Raw genomic sequence first — 16,401 nt, 5'->3', positions numbered from 1 at the left:
GGGCGGTCATGATGTGTCTCCTGCCTGGTTTTTTTGATATGGGCGCATCGTACAAGAAAAGGCTTTCAGCCGGCTTTCAGCGAAGCTGTCACTGTGGGATCGATGCTACGCAGTTTCCACAATGGCCGGGCACGGGCATTTCAAAGGCGGCAGGCCATCTGTTAGCATCCGCGCTGGAGACAAGCCGTACCGCACTGACATCAAAAAAAGGCCGCTTCATGCGCATCCTGCTGGTCGAAGACCATATCGAACTTTCCCGCTGGCTGGCCAAAGCCCTGCGCGATGCCCACCTGGCCGTGGAATGCGCGCACAACGGCGCCGACGCCGACAGCCTGTTGCTCACGCAAGACTATGCGCTGGTGATCCTCGACCTCACCCTGCCACGCATGGATGGACTGGAAGTATTGAAGCGCATGCGCGCACGCGGCAGCCGCACGCCGGTACTGATCCTGACTGCGCGCGGCGGCCTGGCCGATCGTGTGAGCGGCCTGAACATGGGCGCCGATGATTACCTGGCCAAACCCTTCGAACTGGAAGAACTGGAAGCGCGCGTCAAAGCCCTGCTGCGCCGCTCGCAGAGCCAGGAAACGGTGACCGTAACCTGCGGCGCGCTGAACTTCGATACCGTCTCGCGCACCTTCACCTATGGCGGCGAACTGCTGGCCCTGACCCCGCGCGAACATGCCGTGCTGGAAGCGCTGATCGTGCGCCAGGGCCACACCGTGCCCAAGGACAAGCTGTTCCAGCAGGTGTTTTCGCTGGACGACAATGCCAGCGTGGATGCCATCGAAATCTACATCCACCGCCTGCGCAAGAAGCTCGAACATGAAGGCCCCGGGCGCGTGAGCATCACCACCCTGCGCGGCCTGGGCTACCTGCTGCAGGCGGCGTGATGGCGCAGGCGGCGCGCCGACTGGGCAACCTGCGCAGCCAGCTGGTGCGCTGGCTGCTGATCCCGCTGACCCTGCTGGTGGCCGTCGATGCAGTCTCGGTCTACTACAACGCCCTGGAGGTGGCCGACCTGGCCTACGACCGCTCGCTGCTGGCCTCCACCCGCGCGCTGGCCGAGCGAGTGTCCATCGTCGATGGCCACGTCACGGCCGACGTGCCCTACGTGGCGCTGGACAGCTTCGAGACCGATACCCTGGGCCGCATCTACTACAAGGTCACCGGCCTGAAGGGCGAGCTGGTCTCCGGCTATGAAGACCTGCCACCGGTGCCGGCCGACGTCAAGCGCTCCGAAGCCTATCCGGCGCTGGTACGCTTCTACCAGGCCGACTATCACCACCAGCCCATCCGCATCGCCGCGCTGCTGCAGCCGGTGTATGACGACAGCATGCGCGGCATCGCCCTGATCCAGGTTGGCGAGACCATGGAAGGCCGCAACGGCATGACCCGCAAGATCCTGTTCGACACGCTCTGGCGCCAGGGTACGCTGGTGACGGTGGCGGCGCTGCTGGTGTGGTTCGCGGTGCGCTTCGTGCTGCGTCCGGTGATGCAATTGAAGGGCGAGGTGGAGTCGCGCGCACCGACCGATCTGTCCGGTTTTGATCCGGCGCTGGTGCACAAGGAGATGCGCCCGCTGGTGCGCGCCATGAATGGCTACATGGGCCGGCTGCAAGCCCTGATCAGTGCGCAGCGGCGCTTCATTGCCGATGCCTCGCACCAGTTGCGCACGCCCCTGACGGTCTTGAAGACGCAATCAGAACTGACCCTGCGCGAGCTCAGGCGCGAGCGGCTCGATGCAGCCGAGCTGCGCGATCTGGTCGAAGGCATGGCGCGCACCACCGACGCGGCGGTACACCTGGCCAATCGCCTGCTCACGCTGGCCCGTGCCGAACATGGCGCGGCCGAAGGCGGCACACGGCGCACCTCGCTCACCGATGCGGCACGCCAGGTGGCACTGGAACTGTCGCAACAGGCGGTGTCGCGGCACATCGGGCTGGCCTTTGAAGAAGAGGGCGACGTCGGCATCGAAGCCAATGCCCTGTTGTTGCATGAACTGATGGTGAACCTGCTGGACAACGCCATCCGCTACACGCCCCCGGGCGGCCACGTCACCTTGCGCGTGCGTGCGGCAAGCAGCCCCGGACAGCCGACCGCGGCCCTGCTGGAGGTGGAAGACAATGGCCCCGGCATCGCCCAGGCCGAACGCGAAAAAGTGTTCGAGCCCTTCTACCGCGCCGGTGCCACCCAGCACGTCAATCCGGGGGGCACCGGGCTGGGACTGTCCATCGTGCGCGAGATCGCCGCCATGCACCGGGCCACGGTCACGCTGGATACGCCGCAGCAAGGCAATGGCTTGCTGGTGCGCATCGTCTTTCCCGGCGGGGTGGAATTGCGGGCCTGAACCCGCGAAGATTCAGAACTGTTCCCAATCCCCGTCATCGGCGGCCATGGCCTTGCCGGCCTTGGTGCTGGCGGCGGGCTTTGCCGGCAAGGCCTTGGGGGCCGGTGATGGCGGCGGCACGGCCGCCTTGGGCTGCGCTGCCGGAGCCGGCTTGACGGCGGCCTTGGGCGGCGCCGGCTGGCGCGGGACCTGGGTGCGTGGCGCGTCATGACTGCTGAGCTTGAAGATACTCACCGTTTCCACCAGGCGGCCCGACTGTTCCTGCAGGGATTGCGCAGCGGCGGCGGCCTCTTCCACCAGGGCGGCGTTCTGCTGGGTCACCTCATCCATCTGCACGATGGCGTGATTGATCTGCTCGATACCATCGCTCTGCTCGTTGCTGGCCGCCGAGATCTCGGCCACCACGTCGGTGACGCGCTTGACGCTGGCCACCACCTCGCTCATGGTCGCACCGGCTTGTTCCACCTGACGGCTGCCATTTTCCACGCGGCTTACCGAATCATCGATCAAGGCCTTGATTTCCTTTGCAGCAGTGGCACTGCGCTGGGCCAGTGTGCGCACTTCGGACGCCACCACCGCAAAGCCACGGCCCTGCTCGCCGGCACGCGCCGCTTCCACGGCCGCATTCAAGGCCAGGATGTTGGTCTGGAAGGCAATGCCATCGATCACGCTGATGATGTCCACGATCTTGCGCGAGGCTTCGTTGATCTCGCCCATGGTCTGCACCACCTGCCCGACCACGCTGCCGCCCTGTACCGCCACGTCCGAGGCGGTAGCGGCGAGGCTGTTGGCCTGGCGGGCGTTGTCGGCATTCTGCTTCACGGTGGAGGTCAGCTCTTCCATGGCCGAGGCGGTTTCTTCCAGGGCGCCGGCCTGTTCTTCGGTGCGCGAGGACAGGTCCAGGTTGCCTCTGGCGATTTCGGAGGAGGCAGTGTTGATGGTGTCGGTGCCGCTGCGTACTTCGCTGACGATGCGGTGCAGATTCTGGTTCATGGTCTTGAGCGAGGCCAGCAGCATCCCGGTTTCATCCCTGGTGGTCTGGCCGATCTGCACCGTCAGGTCGCCTTGCGCCACGGCACTGGCGACGTCCACGGCTTCATTGAGCGGACGGGTGATGGAGCGCGTGACCCACCAGGCGGCCAGCACGCACAGCAGGATGGCCGCGCCCGACAGTTCCAGCATCAGGGCAATGGCCGAGTCGGTGGTCTGCTGGCCTTCGGCCACGCTGTCGTCCATCAGTTTTTTCTGGAAGTCGGCGAAGGCATTGAGCGCTTCGAAGTAGGCATCCTGCTTAGGAATGACTTCATTGAACAGTACCTCGGTGGCCTCGTCCTTCTTCTGCTGGCCGATCAGTTCGCGCAGCTTGTCGCGCGGCGGGTTGTAGGCGGCGCGGGCATCGTGGATAGCCTTGAAGAGCTCCTTGCCGCGCGGCGTGCTGAGCAGCTTTTCGATCTGGTTCATGGCTGCGGTGGTCTTGGAACTGTGGCCGGCAGCGCGGTCAAGATAGCGCTTGGCCTCCTCAAGATTGCGCCCCAGCAAGGCATTACGCAGGTTGCGTGCGGCTCCATTGACGTTCTCGCGGATTTCCATCACCAGCGCAATCTTCACGTAGCGATCCTCCACCACCAGGCGCGATGCCTTGCTGATGCTGTACAGGCTTTGCATGCCTACGCCTGTAATCAGACACATGACCCCCACCAGCACGGCGAAGCAGGCCGCCAGGCGCATGCTGATCTTGATGTTCTTGATGTTCATTACTTCCCCCGATGACGTGTGATGGTGACCAACGGCAGAGCGTATGCCGGGCAGCGTTGTTACCTTGCCCAAAGGAAAGAGCGCAGCGCTGCCGCAGCGGCAAAAAAGCTGCCGTCCAATGAAGTTGAACGACAGCTTTTTGTCAGACTTGAGCCTGCGGGGAAAGAATTTACATCACAGGACGCGCCTGCCCCTCACACAAAGGCGCCGATGGCCGCCATCACCGCCGCGCGCACCGATCCGCTGACCACGAAGCCATGGGCGGCCTGCACATCGTCATGGAACCAGCGGTCGCCATCGAGACAAGCCGGGATCTGCCGGCGAATTTCTGCATAGGCCGCCTGCGTGCCCTGCCCCAGCTTGAAGTCCTTGAGCAGCTCTTCAGTCATGGTCAGCGCCTGCGCCGCCAGCAGCATTTCCACGCCGACGATGTACTGCGTGTTCTGCACCACCGTCATGGCCTTGCGGGCGCACCAGGTGGAGTTGGAGACGTGGTCTTCGCTGTTGCCCTTGGAGGGGATGCTGTCGACGCTGCCCGGCATGCACAGGGTGCGGTTTTCCATCACCAGCGAACTCATCGAACACTGCACCACCGGATAGCCGGTGTTGACGCCGCGCACGCCGCTCATCAGGTTGCGCGGCAAGCCCCACGACAGCGTGGGATCGATCAGGCGGGCAATGCGACGCTCGCAGATGCTGCCCAGATCGGTGATGGCCATGGCCAGCAGGTCCATCGCCTGGGCCAGGTACTGGCCGTGGAAGTTGCCGCCGGAAATGATTTCGAAACCTTCGCCCTCCTCCTTGCTGAAGATCAGCGGATTGTCGGTGGCGGAATTGGTCTCCTTCTCGATGATGGTATCGATGTAGTCCAGCGCATCGAAGACCGGCCCATACACCTGCGGTGCGCAGCGCAGCGAGTAGACGTCCTGGATGCGGGCGGTATAGGGGATGTCGGTGCGGCGCAATTCCTCGGGCAACTGCACGGCACGCGCTTGGTGCGTGGTACGGGTGGAGCCCTTCAGGAGCGTGCGGATCACCTCGGCCGTCTTGATCTGCCCGGCATGCGGACGCGCCTGCTGGATGCGCGGATCGAAGGCTGACATCTCCGCGCGCATTGCCTCGAGCGTCAGGCCCAGCGACAGGCAGGCATCGGTCAGCAGGTTGCGCGCATCATGCGCTGCCAGGATGGCCACGGCCAGCGAGGCGGTGCAGCCGTTGATGAGGGCCGAGGCATCCTTGGCCTTGAGGTCGAATTTCACCGGGCCGATGCCGGCCTGTTCGATGGCTTGCGTAGCGCGCATGCGCTGGCCCCGGTACATCACTTCGGCCTCGTCGAAACCGGCGATGGCCGCGGCCAGGTAAGACAGCGGCGCCAGGTCGCCGGAAGCGCCGACCGAGCCCTTCTGCGGCATGACCGGATGGATACCGGCGTTGATGAAGGCCAGCAGGCGGTCCACCACTTCCACGCGCGGGGCGGAATAGTTGGAAGCGAAGGCGTTGGCACGCAGCAGCATGGTGGCACGGCTGACTTCCTCGGAGAAGGGTTCGCCGATGCCGGCGCTGTGGGCGCGAATCAGCTGGGTCTGGAACAGCTCGATGTGCTCGACCTTGATGCGGGTGTCCTTCAACAAGCCGACGCCGGTGTTGAAGCTGTACATCATGGGCGCTTCATCGTGCATCCAGGTGCTTTCGATGTAGTCGCGGCTTTCCTTCAGGGCCGTGCGCGAGGAATCGGCCAGCGCGACCTTCAGGTGCGGGGCGCGCGCCACGCTGACGACTTGCGCGGCGGTGAGGTTGAATCCGTCGATGGTGATGGTGTGCATGAAAACTCCGTGATCCGTAATTGAGGCAATGAGGGGGGCCAGAGCGCGGGCTCAAGGCTGGAATTGTTCGACCAGATGCGTGAAGACCTGGGCGGCGATGGCGGCGTCTTCTGTCGTCATGGTTTCATCGGGGTGATGGCTGATGCCACCGTTGCCACAGCGTACGAAGAGCATGCCGACCTCGCCCAGCGGCGCCATGGCCATGGCGTCGTGGCCGGCGCCGGAGGGCAGGTGGCGCACCGGCCAGCCAGCGGCCTCGATGGCTTGCGCCAGGGCGGCCTGCAAACGGGGAGCACAGGAAACGCTGGCCGCCTCGTGGGTCTGGCGCAGACTGATCTCGACCTGGCGCCGTGCGGCAATGCGCTCGATTTCAGCGCGCACGTCGGCCACCGCTGCGAGGCGGTCGGCATCCTCCTCGGCACGGATATCGATGGAAAAGCTGGCCAGGCCCGGCACCACGTTGGCCGCGCCCTGTACCACTTCCAGGATGCCCATGGTGCCCACCAGCCCCGGCTTGACGCCGCAGCGGCGTTCGATATAGAGACCGATCTCGGCGGCCGCCATCGCCGCATCGCGCCGCAAGTGCATGGGCACCGTGCCGGCATGCCCGGCCAGGCCGCGCACCTCCGCCATGAAGCGGCTGGCACCGGAAATCGCGGTGACCACGCCTACGGGCAGATTCTCGTTGAGCAAGATCGGCCCTTGTTCGATGTGGACCTCGACAAACGCGGCCACCGATGCCGCTGTCCAGGCATCGCCGGCAATGCGCGCGGGGTCCAGCCCGGCAGCCTGGATCGCCTGGCGCATGCTGATGCCCCCGGCATCGAGGTTCTCCAGCACGGCCTGGTCGAAGGTACCGGCCACGGTGCGGCTACCCAGCAGGGTGGCCTTGAAGCGCACGCCCTCTTCCTCGGCAAATCCGATCACCTCGATGGGAAACGCGAAGCGCTTGCCCGTGCGATGCCACTGGGCAATACAGGCCAGCGGCAGAACGATGCCGAGGTTGCCGTCGTACTTGCCGGCATTGCGCACGGTATCAAAGTGCGAACCGGTGACCAGGGCAGCCTGGTGCTCATGGCCGGGCGCTGCCTCGTAGCGTCCGATCACGTTGCCGGCATTGTCGCGCCGCACGCGCAGGCCGGATTGCTCCATCCAGCGCGTCAGTTCGGTGGCCGCCGCCTGGTGCGTGGGGGTGAGATAGGTCCGGGTCAGCATGCCGGGCGCCTCGGTGTATTGCGCCAGCAGCTCGGCCCACTGCATCGCTTGCTGGCCGGCCTGCCGGCTGGCGGGGTCCAGGGCTTTCATTGCGTCTCCTCATGCTTGCCCGGTTCCGGGATGGAGCGGGACTAGAAAAAATTCGTCTTTTTTATTGTATTCAAAAATTGTATGCAATATAGTCCTCTGACGCCACGGCAACAAAAAAGATCGCTAGGGTTGGCAACATTTCACTAAGACAAGACTAGGAGACAACGGTGAGCAAAGTATTCAAGTCCCTGTTCGGGCAGGTCGTGCTGGCCCTGGTGGCCGGCATCGCCATCGGCCTGCTCTGGCCGGACTTCGCCCAGAGCTTGAAGCCGCTGGGCGATGGCTTCATCAAGCTGATCAAGATGATCATTCCGGTCATCGTCTTTTGCGTGGTGGTGCAGGGCATCTGCGGTGCCAGCGACCTCAAGAAGGTCGGCAGCGTGGGCGTGAAGGCCATCATCTATTTCGAGGTGGTGACCACCATCGCCCTGCTGCTGGGCCTGGTGCTGGCCGTGGTGGTCCATCCCGGCGCGGGCATGAACATCGACCCCAGCAACCTGGACGCCAGCAGCCTTTCCGGCTACATGGCCAATGCCGGCAAGGTCAAGGACACGGGCTTTGCCGAATTCATCATGAAGCTGATCCCGGCCACGGCCGTGAGCGCCTTCACCTCCGGCGACGTGCTGCAGGTGCTGCTGATCTCGGTGACCTTCGGCTGCGCGCTGCTGCTGATCGGCGAGAAGGGTGCGCCGGTGGTGGCGCTGGTGTCGTCGCTGTCGGATACCTTCTTCAAGTGCATGTCCTTCTTCATCCGCCTGGCGCCCTTGGGCGTGCTGGGGGCGATTGCCTTCACGGTCGGCAAGTACGGCATCGGTTCGCTGAAGCAACTGGCGCTGCTGGTGCTGCTGTTCTACGGCGCGGTGATCTTCTTCGTGCTGGTGGTGCTGGGCGGCATCCTGCGTGCCAGCGGACTGTCCATCTTCAAGCTGATCCGCTACCTGCGCGAAGAGCTGGTGGTGGTGCTGGCCACCACCTCATCCGATAGCGTGCTGCCGCAGATCATGCGCAAGCTCGAATACATGGGCATCAAGAAATCCACCGTCGGCCTGGTGATCCCGACCGGCTATTCCTTCAACCTGGATGCCTTCTCGATCTATCTCACCATGGCGGCGCTGTTCATCGCCCAGGCGACCAACACCCATCTGTCCTGGGGCGACCTGGCGGCGATCCTGGCCATCGCGCTGGTCACGTCCAAGGGTGCGCACGGCGTGCCGGGGTCGGCCATCGTGATCCTGGCGGCCACCCTGACCACCATTCCGGCCATCCCCGTGGTCGGCCTGGTGCTGGTGCTGTCCATCGACTGGTTCATCGGCATCGCTCGTGCGCTGGGCAATCTGCTGGGCAATTGCGTGGCCACGGTGGTCATCGCCAGTTGGGAAAAGGATATCGACAAGGTGCGCGCCCGCGCCGTGCTCAATGGCGAGCAGGTCGCGCCGCTGGCCGAGGAAGCCTCCATCCTCGACGCACTGGGCACCGGCGGCCACCCGGCCCGGGCCTGATGCCGGCCAATGGGAATCGATCATGGCTGGGCATGATGGCAATGGTTACAATGGAGCCCCGCCTTGTGGCGGCTTTCCGACCCATCCGCCCCTGTCCGCCATGACCACCGCTTCCTCGCCCGCACCCGCGCCCGACAGTTCCGACGCCATCGCCAGCGACATCGCAGCCAACATCGCCGCGCAGCGCCTGCCGCCCGGCGCCAAGCTGCCCGAGGAAGCACTGGCGCGCGTCTACCAGGTCAGCCGTACCAAAATCCGCGCGGCCCTGGTGATGCTGGCCAAGGACAAGCTGGTGGACCTGATCCCCGACAAGGGCGCCTTCGTCAGCAAACCCACGGTGGAAGAAACCCGCAACCTGTTCTTCGTGCGGCGCGCGCTGGAAGCGGCCATGGTGCGCCAGTTCGTAGCCTGCGCCACGCCGCAAGACTACGCCCGGCTGGAAGCGCATCTGGAACAGGAACGCCAGGCCGTCAAGGAAGACAACATGCAGGTGCGCTCTTCGCTGCTGAGCGACTTCCACATCCTGCTGGCGCGCATCGTGGGCAACGACGTGCTCACCGACATCCTCGAAAAGCTGGCCGGCCGCAGCGCCCTCATCACCATGCTCTACCAGTCCACGCGGGACGCCGCCTGTTCCAGCGAGGAACACGTCGCCTTCATCGCGGCCGCCCGTGCCGGCGACGTCGAGCGGGCGGTCGAACTGATGGAACATCACCTGCTGCACGTGGAGCAGGCGCTGGCCTTCGAACCGAAGTCCGGCCCGCGCAAGGATCTGCTGCGCGAACTCTTGTCATGAAACCGTCAGCAAGCACCACCCCGATTTCTTAAAACTTAGTAAAAATTCACATTCATTCTTGTCAATCCGCTCCCTGCAAGGTGTTGCAGGCGCATCATCATCATTGCTTCTAAGTTTTCTTCATATCGCCTTGAAGCCGCCAAAAGACGGGCCAATCCTGTATTTGACGGTGAAATCCGGCTCTGTTCTCAAGTTTCGGCCAAGGTGACAAAGGCCACACTCATGCACCGGTCCAACTCCCCTCCACTCCAACAGGACCGGTTCGCCAAGCGATAAAAAATCAGGGACCCCTCATGCTCAATTCGATCAAAGCCCGCATCCTGTTCTATACGATCACGCTGCTCATCGCCAGCCTGGCGGTGGTCGGTACGGTCTCCTTCTTCATCATCAAGACCGACAACGACAACGCCATCGAGCGCAACGCCGAAGCGGTCGCCACCGGTTTCGGCTCGGCCATCAATGAATGGGTGGCGGCACGCACCGCCATGACGGTGGCCGCCGCCGAGGGCGTGCAGGGTGCCGATCCGGTATTCGTCATCAAGATGCTGCAAAAGAGCGGCGGCTTCTACGTCACCACGCTGGGGCGCGAAGACAAGGCGGCCTTCACCTCCGCCGCCGAAGGCCTGCCGGCCGGATATGATCCGACCGCCCGCCCCTGGTACAAGCAGGCGGTGGCGGCCGGCAAGCCGGTGCTGACCAAGCCCTATACCGACGTAGCGACCAAGAAGCCGATGGTGTCCTTCACCGCACCGGTGATGCAGAACGGCCAGCGCACCGGCGTGGTGGCGGCGGCCATGTTCCTCGATGGTGTCTCCGACGTGGTGCGTGCCATCCATCCCACCCCGGCCAGCTTTGCCTTCCTGGTGGACCGTGATGGCCTGATGCTGGCCCATCCGGACGGCCAGTGGGTCAACAAGCCGGCCAAGGAGTGGAATGCCGAACTCACGCCCGAGCGCCTGCAAAGCCTGGGCAGCGATGACAAGGTGAGCGCGCTGGAGCTGGAAGGCGCTACCAAACTCATCAAGGGCATCCCCATCAAGGGCACCGAATGGACCCTGATGCTGGCCATGGACAAGGCCGACGTCACCGCCGGCATGCGCAATGCCACGCGCTCGGCAATGATTGCGCTGGTGCTGGTGGCGCTGGCGGCGGCGGGCATCATGAGCATCATCACCACGGCCGTGTTCCAGCGCCTCTCGCGCGTGCGCCGCGCCATGGACAGCCTGTCCTCCGGCAATGGCGACCTGACCCTGCGCCTGGCCGAAGATGGCCAGGATGAAGTGACGCAGATCTCGCGCTCCTTCAACCAGTTCGTCAATCAGATCACCGGCATCCTGCAGGACGTGCGCCGCAGCAGCGATACCGTCAAGATTTCCTCCACCGAGATCGCCACCGGCAACCAGGACCTGTCGGCACGTACCGAGCAACAGGCCGGCGCCCTGGAAGAAACCGCCTCGGCCATGGAACAGCTGACCTCGACCGTGCAGCAGAACTCGGAGAACGCGCGCCGCGCCAACGAGCTGGCCGGCAACGCCTCCAGGATCGCGGCCCAGGGCGGTGAAGTGGTGGGCAACGTGGTCTCGACCATGGAAGCCATCAATGCTTCCTCGCGCCAGATCGCCGACATCATCACGGTGATCGACGGCATCGCCTTCCAGACCAACATCCTGGCCCTGAACGCCGCCGTGGAAGCGGCGCGCGCGGGCGAACAGGGACGCGGCTTTGCGGTGGTGGCCTCCGAGGTGCGGTCACTGGCCCAGCGCAGCGCCCAGGCCGCCAAGGAAATCAAGCTGCTCATCGACACCTCGGTGGCCAAGGTGGCCGATGGCGGCGTGCTGGTGGCGCAGGCCGGGCAGACCATGGAACAGATCGTCTCCAGCATCCGCGACGTGAGCGTGATCGTCAGCGAGATCGCCCACGCCAGCAGCGAACAGAATGGCGGCATCCAGGAAGTGAACCTGGCCATCACCCATATCGACGAAGGCACGCAACAGAATGCGGCGCTGGTCGAACAGGCCGCCGCTGCCGCCAAATCCTTGCAGGACGAGGCGCACCGCCTGTCGGTACTGGTCGGCGGCTTCAAGATGTAAGGCGCCATCGTCACGGCGGCGATGCTCCCGACGGCCTGGCCGCGCGCAAGCGGGCCAGGCCGTTTGCGTTAAAATGGCCCGCGCAGTCAGCCGCTTCCGTCCTTCCCCAGGCCGGGTCTGCCAGCCGCGCCGCGCATGGGCCCTCTGCCTGATGGCCTTCCTGATGTTCAGGGCGGCAATATGATGACCCGTCCCGATCACGATGAATCCTCTTACCACCACACCCGTGCTGCTGTCGGCCCGCCTCAAGGCCGACACCGCCGTCCTGCACGAACAGATGCATGCGCTGATGGAACAGGCGCAGCCCTTCGCCAGCCGCGCGCATTACGCGCGCTTCGTGGCGGCGCAATATCATTTCCAGCGCGACGTCGAACATCTCTTCGACGATCCGGCGATCCAGGCGGCCGTGCCCGATCTGCAGGTACGCGGACGCGAAGCTGCTGCCCTGGCCGATCTCGCGGACCTCGATGCGCTACCGGGCGAGCAAGACATCGCCACCGCGATGGTGGCCATGCCGCAAGCCCTGGGCTGGCTCTACGTGTCCGAAGGATCGACACTGGGTGCGGCCTTCCTGCTCAAGGAAGTCAAGGACAAGCTGGGCTTGAGCGAGACGTTCGGCGCGCGCAACCTGGCCGCCTACCCGGAAGGCCGCGCAGTGGCGTGGCGCCGCTTCGTCAGCTTCCTCGATGCGCCCGGCCTGTCGCCGCTGGAGCAGGATGCCGTGGTGGCCGGCGCGAGTGCAGCCTTTGCCCGTTTCGGTGCTCTGCTGAAACGGCACTTCGCATTGGATTGAAACGATGGTAGACGGTCCGGTCAAGTCGCCTCTGCCCACCCCCGTGCAGGACCTCCCGAGCACGCTGGCCCCGCGCCGCACGCGCTGGCTGTGGTTGCTGCTGGCCTATGCGAGCCTGGGCATCGGCATCGTGGCGATCTTCATTCCCGGTATTCCCACGACGGAATTCGTGCTGCTCTCGGCCTGGGCCGCCGGCAAGGGATCGCCACGCCTGCAGCGCTGGCTGGAACAGCACCGCCTGTTCGGTCCGATGATCCACAACTGGCGCCACGGCCGGGTCGTCGCGCGGCGCGCCAAGATCAGCGCGTCGCTGATGATGAGCTTGTGCCTGGTCATCATGCTCTTTACGGTCAAGCGCCACTGGGTGATCGTGCTGGCCACGCTGGGCATGGCGCTGGGGGCAGCCTGGATGTGGTCGCGCCCGGAACGCACGGAAGACGCCGAGCCCGGCGAGCGCTGATGAAAAAAGCCTGTACCGCAATGCACGGTACAGGCTTCTCAATCGATGCCGCTGCAGGCTGGATTCAGGTAATCGAGGACGACACCTTCCACAGATCAACGTCGCCATCGGTGGCGTACTTGTCGATGCTGGCCAGTTCTTCCAGCGTGAAGTCGAGCTTGTTGACCGCATCCAGAGAATCATCGAGCTGCTCCACGGTACGCGCACCGATCAGCGCCGAGGTCACGCGGGCATCGCGCAGCACCCAGGCGATGGCCATCTGCGCCAGGGTCTGGCCGCGCTTTTCGGCGATGGCATTCAATGCGCGGATGCGCGCCAGGTTGTCTTCCGACAGCATGCGCTGCGGCAGCGAAGGCGCGCGCGTGACACGTGCCCCCTCCGGCACGCCGCCCAGGTACTTGCTGGTCAGCAAGCCCTGCGCCAGCGGAGAGAAACCGATGCAGCCCACGCCCAGTTCTTCCAGCGCCGGCAACAGCCCGCTTTCAATCGTACGGTTGAGCATGGAATAGTTGGGCTGGTGGATCAGCAGCGGCACGCCCTCGCTCTTGAGGATGGCAGCGGCCTTGCGGGTCAGCTCGGGTGAATAGGACGAGATGCCCACGTAGAGCGCCTTGCCCTGGCGATGCAGGTGGGCCAGCGCGCCCATGGTTTCTTCCAGCGGCGTATCGGCATCGACGCGATGCGAATAGAAGATGTCCACATAGTCCAGGCCCATGCGCTTCAAGCTCTGCTCGCAACTGGCGATGAGGTGCTTGCGCGCGCCGCTGGGGCCGCCGTAGGGGCCAGGCCACATCTGCCAGCCGGCCTTGCTGGAGATGACCAGCTGATCACGGTAGGGCAGGAAATCCTTGGCCATCCAGCGGCCGAAGTTTTCCTCGGCCGAGCCGGCCGGCGGACCATAGTTGTTGGCCAGGTCGAAGTGGGTGACGCCACGGTCGAAGGCACGGCGCAGTACGGCGCGGCCGGTCTCGAAGTTGTCGACGCCACCGAAGTTCTGCCACAGGCCCAGCGAGATGGCGGGCAGCAAGAGGCCGCTGCGGCCGGTGCGGCGATAGGGCATGCGGCCATCGTAGCGGGAGGGTTCGGCGATATAGCTCATGGGTCTCCTTGGAGAAATGTTCTGCGGAAAGAATCGAGGGGGACTGCCACTTCCTGGGTGGTTTGCAGAAGTCTACGCTTCTGGTGTTTATACGTATAAATCTGGATTTTGATGCGATTGACCGGTCTGACCGATTAATCTTCTTGCCTGTTCCCGCACATTTTTTATCGCGCCGGCAGGATGATGGTAGCGATCAGACCGCCTTCCGGATGATTGCGCAACAGCAGCTCGCCGCCATGGGCCTGCACGATGTTGCGCGAGATGCCCAGCCCCAAACCCATGCCGCCACTGTTCCGGGCGCGTCCATGTTCCAGCCGCACATAGGGCTGGAAGAGCGTACCCATGGCGTCCTCCGGCACGCCGGGGCCGTGGTCGCGGATCTCGATTTCCACCAGGTCGCCATTGGCACCGGCCGAGGGACGGATGCTGATCTCGACCTTCTGGCCGTAATACAAGGCATTGTCGAACAGGTTGCCGATGGCGCGCTTCAAGGCCAGCGGCTTGCCCATGACGTTGATGCCGCTGGGCGTGAAAGCGATCTCGTGACCGGCCAGGCGGGCGTCGCGGATCATGCGCAGCACCAGCGCATCGAGCCTGACTTCGGTGCGGTTCTCGTGGATGTCGCTGTCCTTCACCGATTGCAGGGCACCCTTGACCATCATGTCCAGCTCATCGAGATCGTCGTGGAAATCGGTGCGCATGGCATCGTCATCCATCAGTTCGGTGCGCAGCTTCAAACGTGTGATGGGGGTGCGCAGGTCGTGCGAGATCGAGACGAAGAGGCGTTCGCGGTCTTCCAGATAGCGCTTGATGCGCTCGCGCATGCCGGAGAAGGCGCGTGCGGTCTTGACGTATTCGCGGCTGCCGGTCTCGGGCAGGCTGGGCACGGTCTCGCCCTTGCCGAAGGCTTCGGCGGCATCGGCCAGGGCGGCCAGCGGGCGGGTGGTCCAGCGCACCACCAGGATGGTCAGCAACAGGATCGCGGCCAGTGACAGGCCCTGCAGCACCAGCCGGTCCAGCCACAGCGGATTGTCGCTGTCGAGGAAATAGGGATTGGGCATGAGCGCGGCCAGGTAGATCCAGCGGCCGCTTTCCACCTGCATCTGGATCACCAGCACCGGGGCCGAGTTGGGCTTGGTCAGCAGGATGTGCTGCACCCAGTTGTCGGGCAGGTCGTTGACGGTGAGACCGTCGCTGGCCACCGGCAAGCCATCCGGCCAGGCGAAAGCCAACCGCGCTTCCGGCAGGAAGGGCAGGTCTTCGCGCAGGGTCTGGGCGGCCACGTCGATGGCCAGATTGGCCAGGCGATTGTCGCCAATCGACTTGACCGGCACGGCACTGCTGTTGGCGTTGATGAAGAAGCGGGTACCACCCATCTCGCGCAACTGCTGGATCATCAGCGGGCGATAGTTGGGCGGCAGGGTCATGAAGTAGCGGATCGCCGAGGCGGCGCTATGGGCCAGGTGCTGCGCGGCCACGCGGGTCTCGGCTTCGGACTTGCTGCGCAGCTGCACCGCCCAGATGAGGCCACCGGCCACCTGGGTGACCAGCACGCCAAAGATCATCACCACCGACAGGCGGCCCAGCAGGGAATCCGGCAGCATCCAGTCCAGCAGCGCCGCCAGGCGATGGCGCAGGCCGGGCGGACGGCTGGCCGGCTCCTGAACAGCCAGCGGCGCCGAGGCCGGCGCCACGCTCTCAGGCGGCTGCGGCACTGACGTCGGCCGAGAAGACATAGCCGGCGCCGCGCACGGTCTTGATCAGGTGCGGCTGGCGGCCGCCGTCATTCAGGCGCAGGCGCAACTTGCTGATCTGCACATCCAGCGAGCGATCCAGCGGGCCGGCATCGCGGCCGCGAGTTTCTTCACAGAGCACGTTGCGATCGAGCACGTCACCCGGATGTTCGACGAAATACTTCAGCAATTGGTAGTCCATGCCTGTCAGCGGCACGATACCGCCCGCGCTGTCGGTGAGGGTGCGCTCCACGGTGTCCAGCGAGAAGCCGGCGAAGCGGTAGTAGCGCAGCGCCGCACTGCTGTCGATACCGATGCGACGATGGATGGCCTTGATGCGCGCCAGCAGTTCGCGCGGGCTGTAGGGCTTGGCGATGTAGTCGTCCGCGCCGAGTTCCAGTCCGACCACGCGGTCGGTCTCGTCCGAACTGGCGGTCAACATGATGACCGGCACGTTGGACTTGCGCCGTACCGCCTTGCACAGGGCAAAGCCGTCGGTGTCGGGCAGCATCACATCGAGGATCACCAGCGAGAGCTCATCGGCAAAGCGCTGGAACTCGGTCAGGAAGGCCGCGCCATCATGGGCCAGGCGGACTTCGTACTGGTTCTTTTCCAGATAGGCCTTCAAGAGCGTGCGGGTCTTCTGGTCATCGTCGACGATCAATATCTTGCGCGTCATGGTGTTGCTCCATCTCCGA

The 16,401-nt window shown here is 64.5% G+C and carries 13 protein-coding genes; 7 read left to right on the top strand and 6 right to left on the bottom strand.

The annotated features are described in order from the left end of the window. The first annotated feature begins 218 nt into the window (after positions 1 to 218). Together ACVC5H_RS01875 and ACVC5H_RS01870 are read left to right on the top strand one after the other, a co-directional pair. Positions 219 to 893 carry a response regulator gene (locus ACVC5H_RS01875; RefSeq protein ID WP_489620728.1) on the top strand — a complete coding sequence of 225 codons (675 nt, stop codon included), beginning with the start codon at positions 219 to 221 and terminating at the stop codon, positions 891 to 893. After that, positions 893 to 2,350 carry a sensor histidine kinase gene (locus ACVC5H_RS01870; RefSeq protein ID WP_489620727.1) on the top strand — a complete coding sequence of 486 codons (1,458 nt, stop codon included), beginning with the start codon at positions 893 to 895 and terminating at the stop codon, positions 2,348 to 2,350. The genes ACVC5H_RS01875 and ACVC5H_RS01870 overlap by 1 nt, the downstream gene beginning before the upstream one ends. A gap of 12 nt (positions 2,351 to 2,362) precedes the next feature. Here ACVC5H_RS01870 and ACVC5H_RS01865 read toward each other — a convergent pair whose 3' ends face one another. From ACVC5H_RS01865 to ACVC5H_RS01855, 3 genes are all read right to left on the bottom strand, one after another. Then, the gene (locus ACVC5H_RS01865) at positions 2,363 to 4,105 is read right to left on the bottom strand and encodes a methyl-accepting chemotaxis protein (RefSeq protein ID WP_489620726.1); all 1,743 of its coding nucleotides are present in this window, start codon (positions 4,103 to 4,105) and stop codon (positions 2,363 to 2,365) included. A 194-nt stretch (positions 4,106 to 4,299) separates the two neighbouring features. Then, positions 4,300 to 5,928, bottom strand: a complete 1,629-nt coding sequence (locus ACVC5H_RS01860) for an HAL/PAL/TAL family ammonia-lyase (RefSeq protein WP_489620725.1) — start codon at positions 5,926 to 5,928, stop codon at positions 4,300 to 4,302. 51 nt (positions 5,929 to 5,979) lie between these two features. Continuing rightward, a complete protein-coding gene (locus ACVC5H_RS01855) occupies positions 5,980 to 7,233 on the bottom strand; it encodes an allantoate amidohydrolase (RefSeq protein ID WP_489620724.1) in 1,254 nt (417 codons plus the stop codon). Positions 7,234 to 7,400: 167 nt separating this feature from the next. On the opposite strand from ACVC5H_RS01855, the gene ACVC5H_RS01850 reads away from it, so the two are divergent. The 5 genes from ACVC5H_RS01850 to ACVC5H_RS01830 all read left to right on the top strand — a co-directional run bounded on the left by ACVC5H_RS01850 (position 7,401) and on the right by ACVC5H_RS01830 (position 12,871). Beyond that, positions 7,401 to 8,732 carry a C4-dicarboxylate transporter DctA gene (locus ACVC5H_RS01850; protein WP_489620723.1) on the top strand — a complete coding sequence of 444 codons (1,332 nt, stop codon included), beginning with the start codon at positions 7,401 to 7,403 and terminating at the stop codon, positions 8,730 to 8,732. 100 nt (positions 8,733 to 8,832) lie between these two features. Beyond that, positions 8,833 to 9,528 carry a GntR family transcriptional regulator gene (locus ACVC5H_RS01845; RefSeq protein ID WP_489620722.1) on the top strand — a complete coding sequence of 232 codons (696 nt, stop codon included), beginning with the start codon at positions 8,833 to 8,835 and terminating at the stop codon, positions 9,526 to 9,528. Positions 9,529 to 9,821: 293 nt separating this feature from the next. Then, the gene (locus ACVC5H_RS01840) at positions 9,822 to 11,618 is read left to right on the top strand and encodes a methyl-accepting chemotaxis protein (protein ID WP_489620721.1); all 1,797 of its coding nucleotides are present in this window, start codon (positions 9,822 to 9,824) and stop codon (positions 11,616 to 11,618) included. A gap of 202 nt (positions 11,619 to 11,820) precedes the next feature. Then, positions 11,821 to 12,411, top strand: a complete 591-nt coding sequence (locus ACVC5H_RS01835) for a biliverdin-producing heme oxygenase (RefSeq protein WP_489620720.1) — start codon at positions 11,821 to 11,823, stop codon at positions 12,409 to 12,411. Between the two features lie 4 nt (positions 12,412 to 12,415). Further along, positions 12,416 to 12,871 (top strand): YbaN family protein, encoded by a 456-nt coding sequence (locus ACVC5H_RS01830; protein ID WP_489620719.1) that lies wholly within the window; start codon positions 12,416 to 12,418, stop codon positions 12,869 to 12,871. Between the two features lie 64 nt (positions 12,872 to 12,935). On the opposite strand, the gene mgrA is transcribed toward ACVC5H_RS01830, so the two are convergent. From mgrA to ACVC5H_RS01815, 3 genes are all read right to left on the bottom strand, one after another. Continuing rightward, entirely contained in the window at positions 12,936 to 13,970 is a 1,035-nt protein-coding gene (gene mgrA, locus ACVC5H_RS01825; RefSeq protein WP_489620718.1) for an L-glyceraldehyde 3-phosphate reductase, read from the bottom strand. 164 nt (positions 13,971 to 14,134) lie between these two features. Further along, positions 14,135 to 15,685, bottom strand: a complete 1,551-nt coding sequence (locus ACVC5H_RS01820; protein ID WP_489620717.1) for an ATP-binding protein — start codon at positions 15,683 to 15,685, stop codon at positions 14,135 to 14,137. Next, on the bottom strand, positions 15,669 to 16,382 hold the full coding sequence (locus ACVC5H_RS01815; RefSeq protein WP_489620716.1) for a response regulator: 714 nt from the start codon (positions 16,380 to 16,382) through the stop codon (positions 15,669 to 15,671). The genes ACVC5H_RS01820 and ACVC5H_RS01815 overlap by 17 nt, the downstream gene beginning before the upstream one ends. Positions 16,383 to 16,401 lie beyond the last annotated feature (19 nt).

The sequence above is a fragment of the Herbaspirillum sp. Her3 genome (assembly GCF_057961275.1).
The sequence above is the reverse complement of the archived record's forward strand: the minus strand, read 5'-3'. Positions and strand labels throughout refer to the sequence as shown.